This window comes from Pseudomonas hefeiensis (assembly GCF_030687835.1).
In the GTDB taxonomy this organism is placed as follows: Bacteria; Pseudomonadota; Gammaproteobacteria; order Pseudomonadales; family Pseudomonadaceae; genus Aquipseudomonas; species Aquipseudomonas hefeiensis.
This window is the reverse complement of record NZ_CP117449.1, coordinates 4153366-4170089: the sequence shown is the minus strand read 5'-3', so window position 1 is coordinate 4170089 and position 16724 is coordinate 4153366. Positions and strand designations below refer to the sequence as shown.

The window sequence follows — 16724 nt, the reverse complement described above, 5'->3', positions numbered from 1 at the left end:
GCCAATTGCCATTAGTGGTAGCTTTCGCACTAACACGCGCGTCTGCTATCCCTGAGTGAGCTCAGCATGCCGACGTAACCGGCTCGATTCAAGTGATACAGGGACGTCATGGTGCTTATCAAGATCCCATCGAACAAAGGTGGGCCTGCGGCAAGGCAAGGTTTCAAGTATCAGGATCACGTTGCCGTTTCCTTCATATTGAAGATGCTCCGCGATAGCAGTTACCAGCAGGTCGAGTGTGAAACTGCTGACGACATCGTGCTGGTCTCTCGCCAGTCTGGTGAGACGGTTAACGAATATATTCAGGTCAAAACTACCGAGGGTGACAGCAAGTGGAACCAGAGTGAAGCAACCGCTCTGGACAACGGCCGGGCTGACACTTCTCTACTGCAGAAGTCACTGCTTTGTGACTGCCGTCCTGGAAAAGCTCGGTTCCGAATGGTCACCAAGCGCGATACCGCCAAAGCTTTGAGTTGCTTTAAACTGGAGCTTGAAAAGCGAAATCAGCCTGACCTTGCGACCAGCCGTGGGACAGCTCTTGCTAAGAAGTTCAAGAAAACACGCTCACCCATGGGGCGCGACTTTTGCTATTGGGCGGACAATTTTGTGTGGCAGATATGTGGCGATGTGGACGCGCTGGAGTCGGTGAATTTGCGCAAGCTGGCAGAAGTAATCGATCTTCAAGGCTCGTGGCCTACGCACAAACAACAGCAGGCAATCTACGCGGACTTTCTGGGTTGGGCAGATGATGCGGCAACTGCAAACGTCATCTCCGAATCTACACAAAAGGTCATTACGCGCGTGGCTGCCATGGATCGCCTCGATGCACTCCTGGCGGCGGCTGATAGCAAAAACATCACCTACTCGAAGCCCTATAAATCCAAGCCTCCACCTTTTCTGGTCGAGTTTCATGCCGCAACCGAGGAGGGATTGCTACGCAGCCTGACCGGGTACGACGTTCAGTATGACTTTGGCGAGTGGAGGCATAAGGAACTCGCTGAGCACCTGGTTCAGTGGCTCCCCGAGTTCTGTTTGCAAGCCAGCGAGATCGTGAATTTTCAGGTTCATCATGCTCAGACGATTCTGTCGAAGGCGATTGCTACGTTCACTCAGAATGGCATGGAGCGCGATAAGTTAATTGCAGAACTGATCCTGCATGTGATTTTGAGGAATAAGGAAAATAGCGAGCCGATCGCGTGCAAAGTGTTCTTTGCCTCAAAGACAGGCTTATCCGAGTTCGGGAACGCCCATATTGTTCAGCGCTCAGGCGAGGTCGATCAACTCTGGCTGGGGTTGGCGAGGATGATTACTGTGGGAACCATGGCCCAGACTATGGCGCAGGTTTGCAGCACTCTGGATTCTACAATTAACAAAGCTGCACTGACCAACGAGCGCGAGATCATCATCTCACTGCGCGAACCGAATCACCTTCGCTCCAATTCGGAGGATTTCAACAAAGCATTGGAACGAAACACGCCTGCCGAAGAGATGCTGAAGGTGCTGTGCTTTCCTGTGTTACTGGCTTACGACAGTGATGCCTTATCCTCTGGATACCTCTCTGACTATATTGATCGGCTGAAGCACGAGATCAACGACCACTACAGTTCATTGAAAGTCCATCTGCCGAAGAAAATGGATCAGATCCGAATTGCAGTGTTTCTTGTTCCTATCGAAAGCATCCAGAACTTGATCAAAGAGTTCAACTCACGTTGCAGGGTTTAGGCTGACATGAGATATGAAGTAGTTAAGGAGCGACTCGAACGACTCGGTGAAGATTCAAGCTCCAGGATCGAGCTTCTCCAAGCTATCAGTGTTGCCGTGAACCGGGGGAACCCAGAGTGGGAAGGGCGAGACCTCGTCATCCGTGCGCTCGATAAATTCGCCTTGTTTGGTGAAGTTGAGCAATCCTTGCTGCTGAGTATGATCCGCGCTGTGGGGCTATTCCCTTACATCACTCCGTACCTCGATGAAATATCGATTTCAGACCGTCTGGCCTACGAGATGCATCGGGTGGACGGAGTTGAAGTAGGCATGGTTTTTCACCGGCTGCAGGCTCATGTGTTCAGCTTGCTAATGCAAGGACGCAACGTCGTGCTGAGCGCCTCCACAAGCGTCGGTAAAAGCCTGGTGATCGACGCCATTCTGGCCCAGGAAAAATTTCGCAAGATTGTGGTCATCGTTCCAACCATCGCCCTCATCGACGAAACGCGCCGACGTTTGGTCAAGCGTTTCAAACAGAGATGCAACGTTATTACGCATCCGACTCAGGAGGCCGACGACGCACGAGTAAACGTCTACCTGCTGACCCAGGAGAGAGTCCTCCAGCGTGTCGATCTACAGGACGTCGGTTTTTTTGTCGTAGATGAATTCTACAAACTTGATCTGTCCAGTGACTCGGAAGCCGGCAGCCGTGCGATTGATTTGAGCTTGGCTTTCCATAAGCTGGCAAAACAGGGGGCGCAGTTCTATCTACTCGGCCCTCATATCCAAAACATCCACGGTCTCGACGCTTACGAGTACAATTTCATCCCCTCCAATTTTTCCACAGTGGCCGTTGATGTTGAGCATTTTAATCTGCCGACCAACGGAGATGCGCGTAAGGACAAGCTCCTAGAACTCTGCCGCAAAATTACCACCCCCACGCTCATCTACTCTCAGTCGCCGGCAAGCGCAAACAAGATTGCACAGTTCCTTATCGAAAAAGGCGGGTTTTCACCGCTCGCGCAGACACAAGACATTGCTCAATGGATCGCGAAGGAGTACCACCCACAGTGGAACGTCGCCAAGGCCATATCGCTCGGTATCGCCATTCACCATGGTGGCGTCCCTAGGGCGCTGCAGCAGTATTTTGTGAAGCTCTTCAACGAGGGGACAATCAAGCACATTATCTGCACGTCTACGATGATTGAGGGGGTCAATACCTCAGCAGAAAACGTCATCATTTATGACCGCCGGGTTAGTAACACACCGTTCGATTTCTTCACGTTCAAGAACATTTCTGGCCGCGCGGGTCGCATGAACCGCTACTTCATCGGCAAGGTTTACATGCTGGAGGCGCCGCCGGAAGAAAAAGATCTCACCGTAGATTATCCGATCGGACTGCAGAACGAAAACTCGCCGATGGGGCTTTTGATGAAGCTAGAGCCGGAGTACCTCACGGAGATCTCCCGCCAACGACTGGATCGGGCGTATGCCACGCTGTTGCTGTCCACAGCCACGCTCGTCGAAAATCGGCATATCCCGGTTGACCGGCAGATAGAGATCGCCGAATCAATTATCAGAAACCTTGCAGTGAGTCGCCGAATGCTCACTTGGAAAGGAAACCCCGAACAAAACCAGCTCGAATACGTGTGCACCCTAGTCTGTGATCACCTTCAGACCAAACTAATGGACTATGGAATCATTTCAGGCCCTCAGCTCGCCTTTCATATCAACTCTGTCCGGATGGAGAAAGACTTCTCGGCGTATCTGCAGAACGCGATCGACACTAACCGTGCGGGCACCACTGCGAGCGAAGCGATCAACCTTCGGCTCAAGTTTATCCGTAACGTCCTGTGCTACCGCCTTCCTCGTGATTTTATGGCCATCAGCAAGATCCAGGCGGATGTTTTCACCCAGCGCAATATTGAGCCAGGAGACTTCAGTTTCTTCTCTGAGCAGATGGAGAACCTTTTTCACGATCCCTTACTGACGGCGCTGGACGAATATGGGATTCCTACGCAGGTCTCGACGCGGATTAAGAGTTCGATCCTTCCATCTGACAACCTGAATGACCTGCTGAACAAGTTACGGCACTTAGCGAGCCGTCTGGATAGGATGCCGCTGTCCCCGTTTGAGCGAAATATCATGAAGTGGGCGATTGCCGAGATGTAGCTTGCCTAAGTAAGTCGTGTATAAGGCGCGATCTATAAGCCCCCTGCAAAATGGACAACGGGAGCTTAAGTGATCTGGGGCTCGAGTTTGTGATAGGTCAACAATTACCTTTTACGATTGTGGTTTTTAGTCATTGATAGAAGGCGGCAGAACCAAAAACTTGCATTGTCGAATAGTCTTCATCACGATTGGCTAGCTTTTGTACTAGCTCAAACTCATTGCCGTAGTGATTGCGTAAATCATCTGCAACACTTACCGCTGACATTTGAAGTGCTTTGATTGCCTCTTGATAGGCTTCAAAGTAGGGGCGGTCAGTCACTAAAAAATTCGCGAGGTAAACACCAAATGCAGCGGATGGGAAACCCATCACTGGCCACAAATGAGAAATCGTAGCTTGCTCGGGACCAGCTAGACCTGCCGCGAGACCTATCTTTGGGAGAAGACCCCTTTCCTCAAAGCGGGCTCCATCGCAGACATTTAGAGCTAGTAGGCGTCGAAATTTTTCTGGTGGGGCTTTTCCCCAAATATCCTCTAGCGCTACACTCAATCCTTCATGGGAAATTTGCAATTTTACGTCCTTTGGTGACCAATGATCGAATTCGCCGTGTGACATTACCCAAAAAATATCGAAGCTTGGATCTTGATAAGCGGTGATAAAGTCTTCGAGTGAGCAATTTGCGGGTTCAAAAACTTCCACACTAGCTCCTGATTTTTGAAAGATATGTTTGACCAATTCGATCTCCATCTTCTCCGTCATACTTCCACCACCGCTCCATAAAGCAACCCGCAAGGGTTTACGGTCTGATCGAGGGTTAGACAAGGACGCTGCAATCGGCCAAGTCTTACCCCATGCTAAAAGCTGAGTAGCTTGAATTGGGTGGCATTCGGTGGCATTCGGTGGCAAAAATGAGCTGGCACAACGGCTCTTCATCAAGTAAAAAATTCTGCGGGCAGTAAGATTCTAGCAATACAGCTTCCCAGGTTTCCTGCTTCTGCTGGTTCGGCACTCCTGGTCGGTCAGGTATAACTAACTTTGCGTTATCAGCGTAAGCGACAGTCTTTGCCGTTCCAAGAAATGCATTTGTTAAATTAACAGCTCTCTCAAGCAAAATTTGATTGTTGCGTAAAATTTCGTACTTTTTCTCATTTAAAACGGCGGTGTAACTATGTTCGCCGAATGGCATTGTGACAAGAATTTTCTCTGGTGAGAGCTGTTCGCCAGGATGACGAATTTGATACCAGTTTTGAAGACCTTCTAGAATATTTTTAGTGTCGGCAGTGGCCATGCATTTCGCAAAGTAAGGCTGGACGGCGCCGATCCTCAACGCCGCATCACGCAGGAATCTAATCTCACCCAATGTGCTGCGGCTCTTTGCTTGCATCAGCTCCATCTCAGCTAGAATCGGTTCCGCAGACAAATATTTTTCGTTCCAATGAAATAGAGAAGCCATCATTTGGAGTTTTTGCTCCCCAACAAGATAGCCTTCGAATTCAGTCAATGCTCTTTCTGCCCAGACCTGTGGCTGTAGGCTGGAGAATTGCCCGGCGGTTGTTGCAAGGGAAAGACAAAGTAACAACTTTACTCTTCCGGGTAGAGACTCATTTTTTATTATGCCTTCAATGTAAGGGACAAAATCTCGGGCATGATCTGGCGATTCTTTTCCCGCCCAGCAGAGCATACATACACCAAGAAATATCTCAGGAGGGTCGATCAGGTCATGGTGCTGACTCATAACTTCTTTAAATGTTTTTACCGATAGGGGCCAGAATTCTTCTGCGATCAACTTTATGGCGCTACGCTCTCTGGCGTAGTAATAGAACCCTGCAAAGTAAACGACCATGGTCGGCATGAAACCTACCCAAGTGTTGATGGATGGTGAAGTATGGAAATCAATAAGCCTACCTATATTTAGGGTTTGCGTGTGTTCATTAGTGATTGAGTCCGACAGTGACCAGCCTATCCAGTCCCCAATTTCACTGAGTTCACCATTATCTTGGGCAGCATTCAGTGCCCATGCAGAAACTATGAATTGAGAAAACTTTAGAGCGAGTTGTTCATCTTCTGGCAACGTTTTTTGATTTGAAGCCCAGGTTTCAGCCAGTTTTATTGTGTCCTCGCGAGAGTGGTTTAGAGCCTTGAAAGTAGACGAGTGAACATGATCGAAAAGAGAGTGTAGAATATTGAGGGCTTCTATTATTTTTTTTCATGAGTTATTTTATTTTTAGTGTGTGATTTATATGGATTTTCATGCAGTGAGCAAAGTGCAGCAATTGAATATCAACGAAATCTGATTCTTTGTTAAGCAATCCAAGGTCGAGCTGGCTGATGCTTCGAAGCCACTGGGTGATCCGAGAGCTTAGCAGACTACCTCGATTGAGGATTAGTAAGGTGCGAAGTATCACGTCGGTAGTTCGCGGACTAGGAGCTATATCCGTAAAGGTCCGGAATAATCTGTGCATTCGACTCGAAGCAAACGTAGCTAAAGCGTTCGAGCATAGCAGCGATAGCGCTCGTGATGGGAACCGAAAAAAGTTGCTTAATTCTTGCTGCGGGGAAGTGGCGGACGGAATGAAGTAGGACGGGGGAATGGCGTTGGTACGAAAGTGGTGCGGGGAGTTTGATTGCAGCTCTGAAGACCTTTGTTTACGGTCTAGAGACAGCTAGTGCGGCCATTCATGGTCGTAATGCACCGCTGAAGGCCGCCGACAGAGCGGTGAAGTGCCAAGTACACTCCAGGGCCAACTATGCGTTTTTGGCCCCCATGTGATGCTTCGGATATTTCACCTATTCGATGTTAAGAAAGGGGTTGTCGGATGGCATTGTCTCAAACAATAGCATCGGTTCTTCAAGTAGATAGCCTTTGAGTGTCGCTTTTTTTCGAGGACCTTCGACCTGACAAGCCCAAATGTTTAGACCATCGTCACGCTTCCTGTGGACCTTCAATTTTTCGAATTGCTTCTGCACCCAACGCCATTCTTCAGTCTCTTGATTGGCACCCTGAGAGATACCAGGAAACTCCTGCGCGTAGCGTTGGAAGAGACCAGGCGTGATCAGAAATACGCTGCCACTCACCGTGTGGATTTTGGCCTTGCTGTCATTGATGACCAGCTTGTGGCTCAGGATGCCTTCCTTGACCCAACTCAGGAATGCTTGACCAGGGTTGTCCGATGAGGGATTTGAGATTTCGAGGATGCCTGCTGACGATGTGTCGCTGACCTCAGGCTCTTCCAGCTCGAACATATCCAACAGCGTGCCGAGGTAGTCGGCATCTTCCATCGCCAGTGGCTCGGGCTGCGATGGGCTTTGAGTTGATCTTGTACTGACTGTCTCGGGCGCAGGTGGTGGTACCGGAACGTCAGTCGGGTGGTCATCGGCCGCAATGCTCACCGTTCCGCTGAAAGCTTCGGGGCGGTCCTCATTTCCCCAGATCAAAGCCGGTTGGAGTCGCAGAAAGGTGAAGGTTTGTTGCCAGTTTCCCTGGGCGACGAGTGCGGTCCAGATGGCTTTGCCTTCGGGGGTCGACTCGACCAGCCGATGCGATTGCAATTCGTCGAACACCGCTATGTTGGACGTGGGAATACCTTCGATCGATTGCGACAGCAAGTAGGCTCGCAACTTGTCGGTGACCGTTTTGCTGACCAGCCACAGTGCGTCCTGGGTCAGCCATGCTGCGGCACCTGGCTGGTTGAGTTTCAGCTCGTGCTGAACCAGATGACGCAGTCCGCTGATCAAGTGGTGTTGCAACGAATGAATCGGTGCTTGCAGCGCCTTGCTTGGGTTACCTCCGATATTCTGCGCGGTGGAGACACGGTCGGATTGAATCACCAACTCGCCCAGCACGCCGGCACGTTCGTACTGGCCGGCCAGGACATACAGCAGGCTGGCCCACAGTGACGGAAATCCACTGAGCCAATCCAATATCGGCCTGTCGAGAATCTGGGTGTAGAGCAAACCCGCGGCGGCGCCATGCAAATGGTAATCCCGACCCTTGAGGTAACGAAAACGGTAGGGTTGATCCAGCGGACCCTGCCAGGGATGCCAGGGACTACCATCCTGGCGTTCGACCAGCAGGTCCACGGCGATCTTGCCGATGTCATGCAGCAGGGCGCCATAGGCGATGCCAGCCGACCAGGCATCGGTCTGGGCGGCTTGGTCTTCGGGTGCGGCACCGGTGGGCAGCAGATAGGATTGGCGCAGTTTCAGACTGCAGGCTACCAGTTCTAGGCCATGGTCGAGCATGCCGCCGAGATACGCATGATGGTGCGTCTCGCTGGCGGGCAGTTGCTGGACCCGTTCGGCGTAACGATGGATCGGATTTAAATAGAGCTGGGTGAATTGGGCGTGGGAGAGGGCGGTGTACTGCCAGATGCGATCGAGTAACTGGCGGCGGTGCTCCGCGGCTAACAAGCTGTGGGCCGACTCGATCGGTAGGTAGCCTTCGGCGATGCTCACGGTCGGTGGCGGAGGAGGCGTCTGCCTTTTGCGGCGAAACAGGTTGAGCATCGTGACCTCCGGGAAGTGGCTGGGTCAGTGGCCTTTTAGCCTTTTCGGATAGGGCTCTTACCCTTGAGTCCCCATTCCCTTCTAACCCTTACCCGTCCTTTTGGCTGGTGTCCCTTTGTGCGGCAATCGGAATATGGATACTGCTAGGCATAGTTTTGTTGGGGGGCTAGTACGGAAAAGAAAAGAGTCGGTACACTGCGGTGCATATTTTTGGGTCTTGCCATGAACCTCACTGACGCCACGCTCGTGCTGCTGCTTGCGGCACGGATCCATGGGACCGACGAAGCCGTCAGGGCTTCGGCGAAGAGCGTGGTCAAGAAGTTGCCGCGCAGTAAACGCGATCTGATCTACAAGGTGATCGATAGCCGGAGTCCGCTCGAGCTGGTGGATTTTCTGGCGCAGAACCTGGATACATAACGGCAGCTGCGGGTGTGCGCCTCTCTCTTGTTCTTTGCGTGAGGGGCCCGCCGTATGATTCCGTCTGTTTTCTGGAAACGGAAAAAAGGGCTCAACTCGCGTTGGGCCCTGTGAAGCGTTTGCAGCGGTGAGGTAACGATCAAGCTCCATCGTTCATGCACAGTGAGTCATCCAAGACTGCTTGCTTCAGTTGCTGCTCCAGGTTGAGTACATACTCCGAGGCGTTTCGGGCCTGGCCACTGGCACGAAAGATTGCGCGCTTGTCAGCCTTGAGCAGGCTGAGCCAGGAGTCGATGTAGCCCTCGTGCCTCAGCTCTCCCTGTATACCGGTGTAGGCACATAAAAACGCCGCGCCCATTTCGGCGATCAACTCCTCAAAGGCGTAGCCTGGCGAGCCGAACGGGCAGGGTGACGTCACACCTTCGCGCTGCAACCGAGCGTGATGCCCGGTCCAGTGCGTCAGCTCGTGCAGCGCGGTCGCGTAATACCCACCTTCATCGTGAAATTGCGCTTTTGTCGGCAGTTGGATGAGATCCCTGATCGGATGGTAAAACGCTTCGTCGGCAGATCGATGAACGATGTGTGCACCCGAACTTAACAGTAGATTTTCCGCAGCGCTGTTGGGCTGGAAGGGATCACTCTTCTCCGTCTCGAGCAGGGTTTCATTGAGCATTTCGACCCCCTCCGTTTGCTCGATGTTGAACAGAAAATGCGTCCTGAGAATACCGAAGTGAGCGAACTTGGGCTGACCGTTTTCATCGAGTACGGGTTGGCCTGACTCGGTCTGTTCCTCGCGCTCCATCGGCTTGTAGAGCACCGCCAGAGTGCTGTGCTCACCCTTACGGACGTGCCCACCGGCCTTTTTAGCTTGGTTGAAGGTCAGCCAACGATCTTGAGTGAACCCCTGTAACCTGGCCTCGGCCCAGAGCAGCGGTAAATTGATGCCCGAATACGGACGTCGCGTGATGGCGTTGATGGGGTAGGGTTGATGACCGATGTAAGCTGAGCCACTTGATGACCAGGGTTTGATCCAGGGAGCAACGCCTTGGTCTAACGCGGTAACGATCTTGTCAGTTACGTCTTGGTAGATATCGCGCATGGCAATTTCCTCGAGAGAAAAACGGAGGAACGCCGTGCCCGTCGGGGAGGGTTCCCCGGTGGGTGATGGGCTGGATTGATGCAGGTCTTGCATGCCGCCCGAATGTGGAGGTGGGTGCCGCCAATTGCGCTTAGCGCTGGTGTTCTCCTGCAAGCGCTATCAGTAAGGCGCCAGGCTGACCCGGTTCTTGGAGTAGGCTCAGACTCAATTGCAGCAACGGGTCGTGGTCGAAGTGATCGGTTGGTTCAATGTGGACTACCTCGAACAGCACATAGGGCTTTTGTGGATAGGCCAGGTGGGCTTCGAAGGCTGCGCGCAATACGTGGCTCAACCGATCGACCTGCAGCTTCTCAGCGTGATCGGATTGCTCGAGCAGTACTGCGCGTTGCCAAGCGCCAGGGGTGAACACGATGGGCAACCGAAGGGTGTTCAGTGTTTCCGGTGTCAGTGAGTCGGGCATGGTATGTCTCCGTTGAAAACGCGAAGAAACCTGTCCCGTGCGGGGAAAGATTTCCCCGCAGTGGGTTGAAGAAAATCAAGAGGGTTTTCCCCACGAGCAGAGCTCGAAAGGCGCTCAGGAGAGCAGTAGGCGTTCATCACCGTAGAAACGGTCACCGTGCGAGCTACCGAACGCTCATCGCACTTGGGGAGAGCCATCATCGAAGTGACGTAGCCTTGAAGGTTCTGGCTACCTGGGAAAGTGCTGTCGATAACAGCGATCCATAACTTGTATTTAACCGGACGATTTGTATGGGTCAATGACTGTAGAAACGCTGTTTCACGGAGCTTGCCTTCTGTCTTCCAGTGAAGATTTTTCGGCTGGGGCAAACTGATAAACGGTCAGGCACGGACCGTTTTCAGTAGTAGGCTGTTACTCCTGTATCAACCATGAAAACGCTCAGAAGAGGGCGAGACCATGCCGACGCAGAACTCTGTTCAGAATTCACGTGCCCACCGCTGGGCGTACACCTGTGGCATGTCGGTAAAGCGAGGTTACCGTAGGTTGAAAGCGTTTGAGTCCCACGTGGCTGAGCGTGCGGTGACGGCAGGTATGCCCGCAGGTAAATTACTTGTTCATGGGAGTTTTCTAGTTATCAAGTTGGCAGTTGCTGCCGGACTCCTTCTAGTGAGCTTATGGTTCACCGTATCGGTGATGATCCTTATTGTCTTGTGTTGGGCCATAGCCAATGGAACGCCTATCAAACCTAAGGATGCTCTTCGGTACAAAGCATATGACGACCCATATGGTGAGTATGAGTATGGCCGCGCACCCGGTCAGCCTGATTTAAAAGACCTGTAGTAGAGATTTTCACCCCTTCCTCAAGGCTTTTCCAGCAGACATCAGAGCTCCAGCACCCCTTGCACCAGCGTCCTGCGCTTGAGCTGCTCCTTTGCTAAGCATGCCGTCGGCAATTGAGCCAACGCTATATCCTGCCCAGCTCATCGCAGCCAAAAATAACATCGGAAGCACGACGAACATTGCCCCCATCACATACTCGATCACCTGCGCGGTGACAGTCCCATCCATAAACCCGGATGTAGGCAGCGACAACAGCACCTGATTGGAAGCCGAAACCTGGTTGTACAGGGTATCGAGCATGCTGGAGTCGACCCAACGCGCCAGTTCCCACCAGAAGGTCAGCATGTGTAAGGTGAACAGCGCGAACGTCACCGTCATGACGGTCTTCAACTGGTAGGTACTGACCAGCAAGATCAGCGGCAAGCTGATGATGATGCCCATGATCAGGAAAGCCTGCACCATCGGCAGGGCGGCGCGTAGCGCATTCATCGCCGGGAAGTTGCTGAAGGAGCCGAGGGCCAAGCCGGTATTGGTGGCCAGGTTATTAAGCCCCTGATTGATCGAGCCGCCACGAGCGCTGGAGCCATAGTCCTGGTACACCTGTCCGGGCGACATGGACATCGATTGCTGGCGCGGGCTGACCAGCTCACGCAGGGTGGCATCCTCGATCTCGTTGCTCGAACGACCAGTCAACCAACCTTTCAGCTGAGTCAGCAGCGAGGGATCGACCTGCTCGATCAAACGTTCGCGCAACCCAACACCGCTATCACTCCACCACTGCGTGCAGGTGGGGTAGCCTGCGCCATTCTCCAGCCTAGGTAAGGAAATATCGCGGCTTTCGTCATACGGCCAACTGACTCGCGGTGTACGTGAGCGATCCGTATCGTAGTAGCCGGGCGTGTCGAGAAAATAGCTTGAGCCGATCCAGGACGCATCGTGACTTTGTGCCTTGTCCAACTGAGGACGGTTGGTGAAAAGTCGAGAGCGGGAATAGCCATAGCAGTCGCGGGTGAAGTCGGCGACTTCTTGCAGCAGTACCTGGCTGTCGATGCGCGAACTGTCGATCTCCATGCGCATCTGCCGGATATCCGGTGCGCAAGGGATGGAGGCGGTGGCCGCCGCGGTCACTCCTTTGCTCAAGGCATGCACCAGAAACCACCAGATCGGCACATTGGCGGAGCGTTCGCCAATGGTATTGAAGGTCGTCCCCCAAGCAGTTTCCGCTGGCTTGGCCACACTCACGCCGCAGCGCTGGCTCGCCGCATCATCGAGCACCATTGAGGCGAGGCTCAGCGGAAAGACCGGCGCGCAGCTGAACAACACGACGATGTAAGCCAGCCACAACCGGTTCTCGATCCGCGGTACCGACAAGAGTCCCTTGTTGCCTTCATCTGTGCCTTGCTGGCGGGCCGATAGCCATTCTTGCAGGATGATTGCACCAAAGGGCGCGGCCAACAGTCCGGTGTCTGATAGGACGCTCCAAAGGCCGTTGTTGATGATCCAAGCCAGCAGGGAGAGGTAAAACTCCAGGTAGCTGTTGGTGCTCATGAGCATGGTGGTGACCTCACAATCGGTTGAGTTCGACGCAGGTTAAGAGCACGAGCCCTAATGCCCCGATACGCTTCACGCGCAGTCGATCCTGTGGTCGATGTCGGTAGCGCCGGAGCAGATCCCACCAAAGCGCAAAGAGGGCGCCGTAGAGCAGGGCACGCCACCACCGCAGATAAGGCCGTACCGATTCCAATGCGTGCTGCCAGACCTCGAAACTACCCAGCGTAGTGCGGCCGATCCAGGCGACCAGTGTGGCGGTCAGGATCATCACCGCGGCAATCCCCAGACTTGAAAGCAAAGTGAATAGCAGTGAGCGTTTCATGGCTCACTTGTGCCTGGCATCAGCGTCGTTGAGTCGGCCAGGTTCGGCGTCGCCTTGCTCGACGGTACGCGAAGCATCGGCACCACCGGCATGCCGATCAAGCACGAGGCTGGCGGTATTAGTGGTCAGCATCTGCCGGACTTGCAGTTCGGTTTGTAGCAAGCGTATTTCGCGCTCCAGGGCGTCGATGTTTTTCGTCAAGGCGATTTGGGCCGGCTCGGCTGAGGCGATGTTCGGTTCGTGGCTGCCTGCCAACAGGGTACGCAGTAGCAGGAGCGCCTTGTCGAGTACGCTGGACAAGGCAGTCTCACTGGCCAGGCGTCGTGCCAATAGATCCTGGTCGGGATCGTCGCGCAGAGCTTCAACCACTCCACGGGTCACCGGCAGCATCGGGCTGGAGGCTTTAGTTAGATTTTCAGGGGTTGGCGGCAGTGAGCCCGACAGCAACCCTTGCAGGGCCTTGAGGCGTTCGCTGTAGGCCTCCTGAATCAGCGGCGTCAATCCGCTGCCAGCGGTAGCACGCAGGGTTTCGCAGCTGTCGCAGGTCGCGACTTCGCTCTCGCCCAACACGCGAACAGCCCATTCGGATTCCTCCTGGGGCGAAGCCCATGTCTGGCAAATAGCCCCTCCCAAACAGTCGCTGCTACTGATCGACGTACTGTCAGCCACCGTCCGGTTATGCAGCAAGTTGTAGCCCGCGCGCACTACGTCGGAGGTTACCCGAATGGGTGTCTGCCCATTCCCACCAGCCTTCGAACCGCCGACCCAGGACACCCCATTGTTGCCGTTTTGGGCCTCGGTATTTTTCACCGTCGCCACTGCATCACCGCCGGTTTGCTCCAGATTACTCTGCATCTCCTGGTTCTTGGCCAGCGCACCCCAGCCGGCTTGGCCGACCTTGTCCGCCATTTTCTCGGCCATGGCTTGGCAGGTCAGTTTGGAGCGATCGAAGTCGATACGCCCCTGCATCACCCCGTTACTGAGCAACTCATAGAGTCCGGGGTTGGCGCGCTGGATGATCAATGCTGGCAGCGACATGACCGCTTGGGTCGCGTTCTGCACGATGCTGCCCATGATCTGCTGGAAACCTTCGGTGGCACCGTTCAGCTGGTTTTGCAGGGTATTGGTGAGGCTCATGTTTCCGCACATCATGTTCGCTTGCCAGGACCCGCCGACACCGAGACCACTGGGTCGGTAGAGCGAGCTCGGTGAGCCGACTGCCGAGCCGCCACCGATGGTGTACATCACCCGGTCGTCGAGCACTTCGCCTTGAGTACCCAGGCGGTAATCGCCCTCGGCGGCGTGGACATGAGTGGCAATGGCAAGCAGTCCATAGAGCAACAGACTCATCACGCCCAACCATGGTCGTGCGAGAAGCCGACTCATGAAGCACCACCTTCGAAGTCGATGCTGAACAGGAAGGTCTGTCCCTCACGTTTGCAGCAGCTGTAAGGACGCCACAGCGCCCAGGCGTAGCCGCCATCAGCGCTCTGCACCGGATCGCTGGGGAAGACGGCGCACGTCGGTTGAACCTGGGGGTAGAGCAATTGCCATTTGTGGGTTGATGCATCGTTTTCAACGATAGGACCAGGCGGCCAGTAGCCGTCGCGTTTGGCGGGCGTGAGCGGTAGGTACACATGCGGTTGCCAGCTGCGGGTAATCACATCACCGGCCCGTTGCGCCATGACCGCGGCCGCCTTGAAGTCGTCGGGCTGTACTAGAAAGCCCTGCCGGGGATAGACGTTGCCCCACATATTTCCCAAAGCCTGACGACCAATTTCACGGATCCCCGGCATGAGCGACTCGGGGTAAAGACTTTCCGGTATGCCATGGCGCCAGGCCAGTGAGTCCAGGGTGCTCAGGTAGTAGGGCATGAACGCAGTTGCACCGCTGGGGCAGGCATAGCCGGATTGCGAAGCCAATTGCGTGGCAGCCCAACCTCCGGGGTGGCCGATGCCATCAACGTTCTTGAAGCGGGGCAGGTTGTCGCGCTGGGTGTTTGGCGTGATCAGGTTGCCGCCACCCCCCGCACCACTGATGGGAGAGGAGAGGGTAGCCATCTCGGTCCATGGGTTATTGCCGGTGGTGGCGTAGCTTGAGACCACCAGTTCAGGAATGAAATGACGAACCTTGGTCGAGGTTTTGACTGTGCAGCCGAAGGGCGTGCAGAGGAGCCAGAAACAAATGCCGACGACCCTGTAGGCGAGGCAATTTGGCGAAAGCACGGAGGACGTGATGCTGGCGGTGTCCAGCGCCACGCTTGGGCCGCACGCCAGCAGGACGCTCAGCGCCAGGGGCCGTAGCTTTGTGGGCGAGATTGACGAGCAGGCAACAGGCATGATCCAGGCTCTCGGTGTATGGCCTGGGCAGGTTCGATTACGGACTGAAGACTGTCAGTGGAAATTATGAAGGCGGATCTATCGGGTTTCTGAAACGTGAGACTATTATTTGACGTGAAGGGCGCTGCGCAGGATATCGGGTTCCACAAGTAACTGATCTGCGGTAATTTCGAAAATATTGGCGAGCTTGCACAGGACCAACAGCGACGGATTGCCCGTGCATCGTTCGATTTGACTGACGTACGTGCGATCCACCTCGGCCATGAGCGCGAGCTGCTCTTGGGTAAGGTTTTTCACGCGTCGCATCAAGCGGATGTTTTCCGCCAGCTGAAGACGAAGCTGTTCGTAGTCTTGAGTCATGCGCGCAAATTGCGCCTTGAGGGACTCTCAATCCACGGGATATAGTCTACATTGGCATTGATCTAGGCCATTTGATGCTCATGCCTCTTATCGAGCGTTCATTTGGTTTCGTTAAGATTTTCGAAGCTGGGCCCAGCGTCTAACAATAAATCAGAAATCTAGGGTGTGTATGGACGAAAACTACATTTCAATTCCTGCGGCGGATGGTTGCCCAAGTCTTCTGACACCTTGGGGCAACGAATTTGCCCCAATGATCGAACGTGGCGTGCAATGTGCTCAGGCTTGGCTTGATACGCCTGGCGAGATTCCACTGTGGTGGGAGCTGGCGCAAGCGCGCAAAACCTTTCCTGTCGGTGACTGCCAGGATGCCTTTGAAGCCGGATTCCTGTTGAGGATTCAGCAGCGGCTCAGCAGTGTGCCACCCAGCCCAGATCAAAGCTGAAAGAACTTCGCTAAAGACGCGTTCAAATACATTGGTTGAAGACTCCCAGCGTTCAGCCAGCGTTTTGGCTGCTGAGCCCAATACCAGCGCTCTCGCAGAGTTGGTATTGGGTAGTCGCTGCCAGCGTCTAGTTAACCGCGTCTTTCAGCGACTTACCGGCTTTGAAACTAGGCGTCTTCGCGGCTGCGATCTTGATGGTGGCCCCAGTTTGAGGGTTACGGCCGTCGCGCGCTGCACGCGCCTTGACCGCAAAGGTGCCAAAACCAACCAAGGTGATGTTCTCACCGCCTTTCAACGCAGTGGATATGATGGTTGTGAGGGCGTCCAGTGCGCGTCCGGCAGTGGACTTCGGAAGGTCGGCGGAGCTCGCTATGGCCTCGATTAGATCGTTTTTATTCATGTGTGACTCCTTCCGCTTGGCTGAGTGTCGACGAGTAATCTACTCAGATAATTCTTGGATATCTACCACAAAACCGCACTCCAGCCCTGCGCAGATGTAACGCTATTTGGTCTTCAA

General features: G+C 54.0%; 16 protein-coding genes. 5 read left to right on the top strand and 11 right to left on the bottom strand.

Annotated features, from left to right (window positions below):
- Positions 1-108 precede the first annotated feature (108 nt).
- Together PSH57_RS18720 and PSH57_RS18715 are read left to right on the top strand one after the other, a co-directional pair.
- Positions 109-1722 (top strand): HamA C-terminal domain-containing protein, encoded by a 1614-nt coding sequence (locus tag PSH57_RS18720; protein WP_305384763.1) that lies wholly within the window; start codon positions 109-111, stop codon positions 1720-1722.
- 6 nt (positions 1723-1728) lie between these two features.
- Entirely contained in the window at positions 1729-3873 is a 2145-nt protein-coding gene (locus PSH57_RS18715) for a DEAD/DEAH box helicase (RefSeq protein ID WP_305415984.1), read from the top strand.
- Positions 3874-4003: 130 nt separating this feature from the next.
- Here the strand turns inward: PSH57_RS18715 and PSH57_RS18710 are convergent, their stop codons facing one another.
- From PSH57_RS18710 to mobH, 3 genes are all read right to left on the bottom strand, one after another.
- The gene (locus PSH57_RS18710) at positions 4004-4804 is read right to left on the bottom strand and encodes a CHAT domain-containing protein (RefSeq protein WP_479692295.1); all 801 of its coding nucleotides are present in this window, start codon (positions 4802-4804) and stop codon (positions 4004-4006) included.
- Positions 4716-5942, bottom strand: a complete 1227-nt coding sequence (locus tag PSH57_RS18705) for a hypothetical protein (RefSeq protein ID WP_305384760.1) — start codon at positions 5940-5942, stop codon at positions 4716-4718. The genes PSH57_RS18710 and PSH57_RS18705 overlap by 89 nt, the downstream gene beginning before the upstream one ends.
- Positions 5943-6658: 716 nt before the next feature.
- Entirely contained in the window at positions 6659-8377 is a 1719-nt protein-coding gene (gene mobH, locus PSH57_RS18700; protein ID WP_305384758.1) for a MobH family relaxase, read from the bottom strand.
- Positions 8378-8599: 222 nt separating this feature from the next.
- Here mobH and PSH57_RS18695 point away from each other — a divergent pair, with 222 nt between their 5' ends.
- The gene (locus PSH57_RS18695) at positions 8600-8794 is read left to right on the top strand and encodes a DUF7740 domain-containing protein (RefSeq protein ID WP_020300924.1); all 195 of its coding nucleotides are present in this window, start codon (positions 8600-8602) and stop codon (positions 8792-8794) included.
- A 139-nt stretch (positions 8795-8933) separates the two neighbouring features.
- On the opposite strand, the gene PSH57_RS18690 is transcribed toward PSH57_RS18695, so the two are convergent.
- Positions 8934-9893, bottom strand: coding sequence for an ArdC family protein (locus PSH57_RS18690; protein WP_305384757.1), 960 nt, complete (start codon positions 9891-9893; stop codon positions 8934-8936).
- A gap of 130 nt (positions 9894-10023) precedes the next feature.
- Complete coding sequence (locus tag PSH57_RS18685; RefSeq protein ID WP_305384755.1) at positions 10024-10353, bottom strand: hypothetical protein; 330 nt, start codon at positions 10351-10353, stop codon at positions 10024-10026.
- A 456-nt stretch (positions 10354-10809) separates the two neighbouring features.
- Between PSH57_RS18685 and PSH57_RS18680 the strand changes: the two genes are divergently transcribed.
- Positions 10810-11193 (top strand): DUF3742 family protein, encoded by a 384-nt coding sequence (locus PSH57_RS18680; protein ID WP_340368590.1) that lies wholly within the window; start codon positions 10810-10812, stop codon positions 11191-11193.
- A gap of 9 nt (positions 11194-11202) precedes the next feature.
- Here the strand turns inward: PSH57_RS18680 and PSH57_RS18675 are convergent, their stop codons facing one another.
- From PSH57_RS18675 to PSH57_RS18655, 5 genes are all read right to left on the bottom strand, one after another.
- A complete protein-coding gene (locus PSH57_RS18675) occupies positions 11203-12747 on the bottom strand; it encodes a conjugal transfer protein TraG N-terminal domain-containing protein (RefSeq protein ID WP_305384754.1) in 1545 nt (514 codons plus the stop codon).
- 10 nt (positions 12748-12757) lie between these two features.
- Positions 12758-13066, bottom strand: a complete 309-nt coding sequence (locus tag PSH57_RS18670; RefSeq protein WP_305384753.1) for a hypothetical protein — start codon at positions 13064-13066, stop codon at positions 12758-12760.
- Between the two features lie 3 nt (positions 13067-13069).
- Positions 13070-14452, bottom strand: a complete 1383-nt coding sequence (locus tag PSH57_RS18665) for an integrating conjugative element protein (protein ID WP_305384752.1) — start codon at positions 14450-14452, stop codon at positions 13070-13072.
- On the bottom strand, positions 14449-15405 hold the full coding sequence (locus PSH57_RS18660) for a TIGR03756 family integrating conjugative element protein (protein WP_305384751.1): 957 nt from the start codon (positions 15403-15405) through the stop codon (positions 14449-14451). Before PSH57_RS18660 ends, PSH57_RS18665 begins: the two co-directional genes overlap by 4 nt.
- A gap of 105 nt (positions 15406-15510) precedes the next feature.
- Positions 15511-15765 carry a helix-turn-helix domain-containing protein gene (locus PSH57_RS18655; protein ID WP_003174132.1) on the bottom strand — a complete coding sequence of 85 codons (255 nt, stop codon included), beginning with the start codon at positions 15763-15765 and terminating at the stop codon, positions 15511-15513.
- A 169-nt stretch (positions 15766-15934) separates the two neighbouring features.
- Here PSH57_RS18655 and PSH57_RS18650 point away from each other — a divergent pair, with 169 nt between their 5' ends.
- Positions 15935-16207, top strand: coding sequence for a LasR-specific antiactivator QslA (locus tag PSH57_RS18650; protein WP_305384748.1), 273 nt, complete (start codon positions 15935-15937; stop codon positions 16205-16207).
- 127 nt (positions 16208-16334) lie between these two features.
- Here the strand turns inward: PSH57_RS18650 and PSH57_RS18645 are convergent, their stop codons facing one another.
- Positions 16335-16646 (bottom strand): HU family DNA-binding protein, encoded by a 312-nt coding sequence (locus PSH57_RS18645; RefSeq protein ID WP_340368605.1) that lies wholly within the window; start codon positions 16644-16646, stop codon positions 16335-16337.
- Positions 16647-16724 lie beyond the last annotated feature (78 nt).

Coding starts and splice junctions, on each gene's coding strand:
- mobH (WP_305384758.1), bottom strand. CDS start 8,377: ATGCTCAACCTGTTTCGCCGCAAAAGGCAGACGCCTCCTCCGCCACCG.
- PSH57_RS18680 (WP_340368590.1), top strand. CDS start 10,810: ATGCCGACGCAGAACTCTGTTCAGAATTCACGTGCCCACCGCTGGGCG.
- PSH57_RS18665 (WP_305384752.1), bottom strand. CDS start 14,452: ATGAGTCGGCTTCTCGCACGACCATGGTTGGGCGTGATGAGTCTGTTG.
- PSH57_RS18685 (WP_305384755.1), bottom strand. CDS start 10,353: ATGCCCGACTCACTGACACCGGAAACACTGAACACCCTTCGGTTGCCC.
- PSH57_RS18690 (WP_305384757.1), bottom strand. CDS start 9,893: ATGCGCGATATCTACCAAGACGTAACTGACAAGATCGTTACCGCGTTA.
- PSH57_RS18655 (WP_003174132.1), bottom strand. CDS start 15,765: ATGACTCAAGACTACGAACAGCTTCGTCTTCAGCTGGCGGAAAACATC.
- PSH57_RS18675 (WP_305384754.1), bottom strand. CDS start 12,747: ATGCTCATGAGCACCAACAGCTACCTGGAGTTTTACCTCTCCCTGCTG.
- PSH57_RS18720 (WP_305384763.1), top strand. CDS start 109: ATGGTGCTTATCAAGATCCCATCGAACAAAGGTGGGCCTGCGGCAAGG.
- PSH57_RS18650 (WP_305384748.1), top strand. CDS start 15,935: ATGGACGAAAACTACATTTCAATTCCTGCGGCGGATGGTTGCCCAAGT.
- PSH57_RS18710 (WP_479692295.1), bottom strand. CDS start 4,804: ATGAAGAGCCGTTGTGCCAGCTCATTTTTGCCACCGAATGCCACCGAA.
- PSH57_RS18715 (WP_305415984.1), top strand. CDS start 1,729: ATGAGATATGAAGTAGTTAAGGAGCGACTCGAACGACTCGGTGAAGAT.
- PSH57_RS18660 (WP_305384751.1), bottom strand. CDS start 15,405: ATGCCTGTTGCCTGCTCGTCAATCTCGCCCACAAAGCTACGGCCCCTG.
- PSH57_RS18670 (WP_305384753.1), bottom strand. CDS start 13,066: ATGAAACGCTCACTGCTATTCACTTTGCTTTCAAGTCTGGGGATTGCC.
- PSH57_RS18695 (WP_020300924.1), top strand. CDS start 8,600: ATGAACCTCACTGACGCCACGCTCGTGCTGCTGCTTGCGGCACGGATC.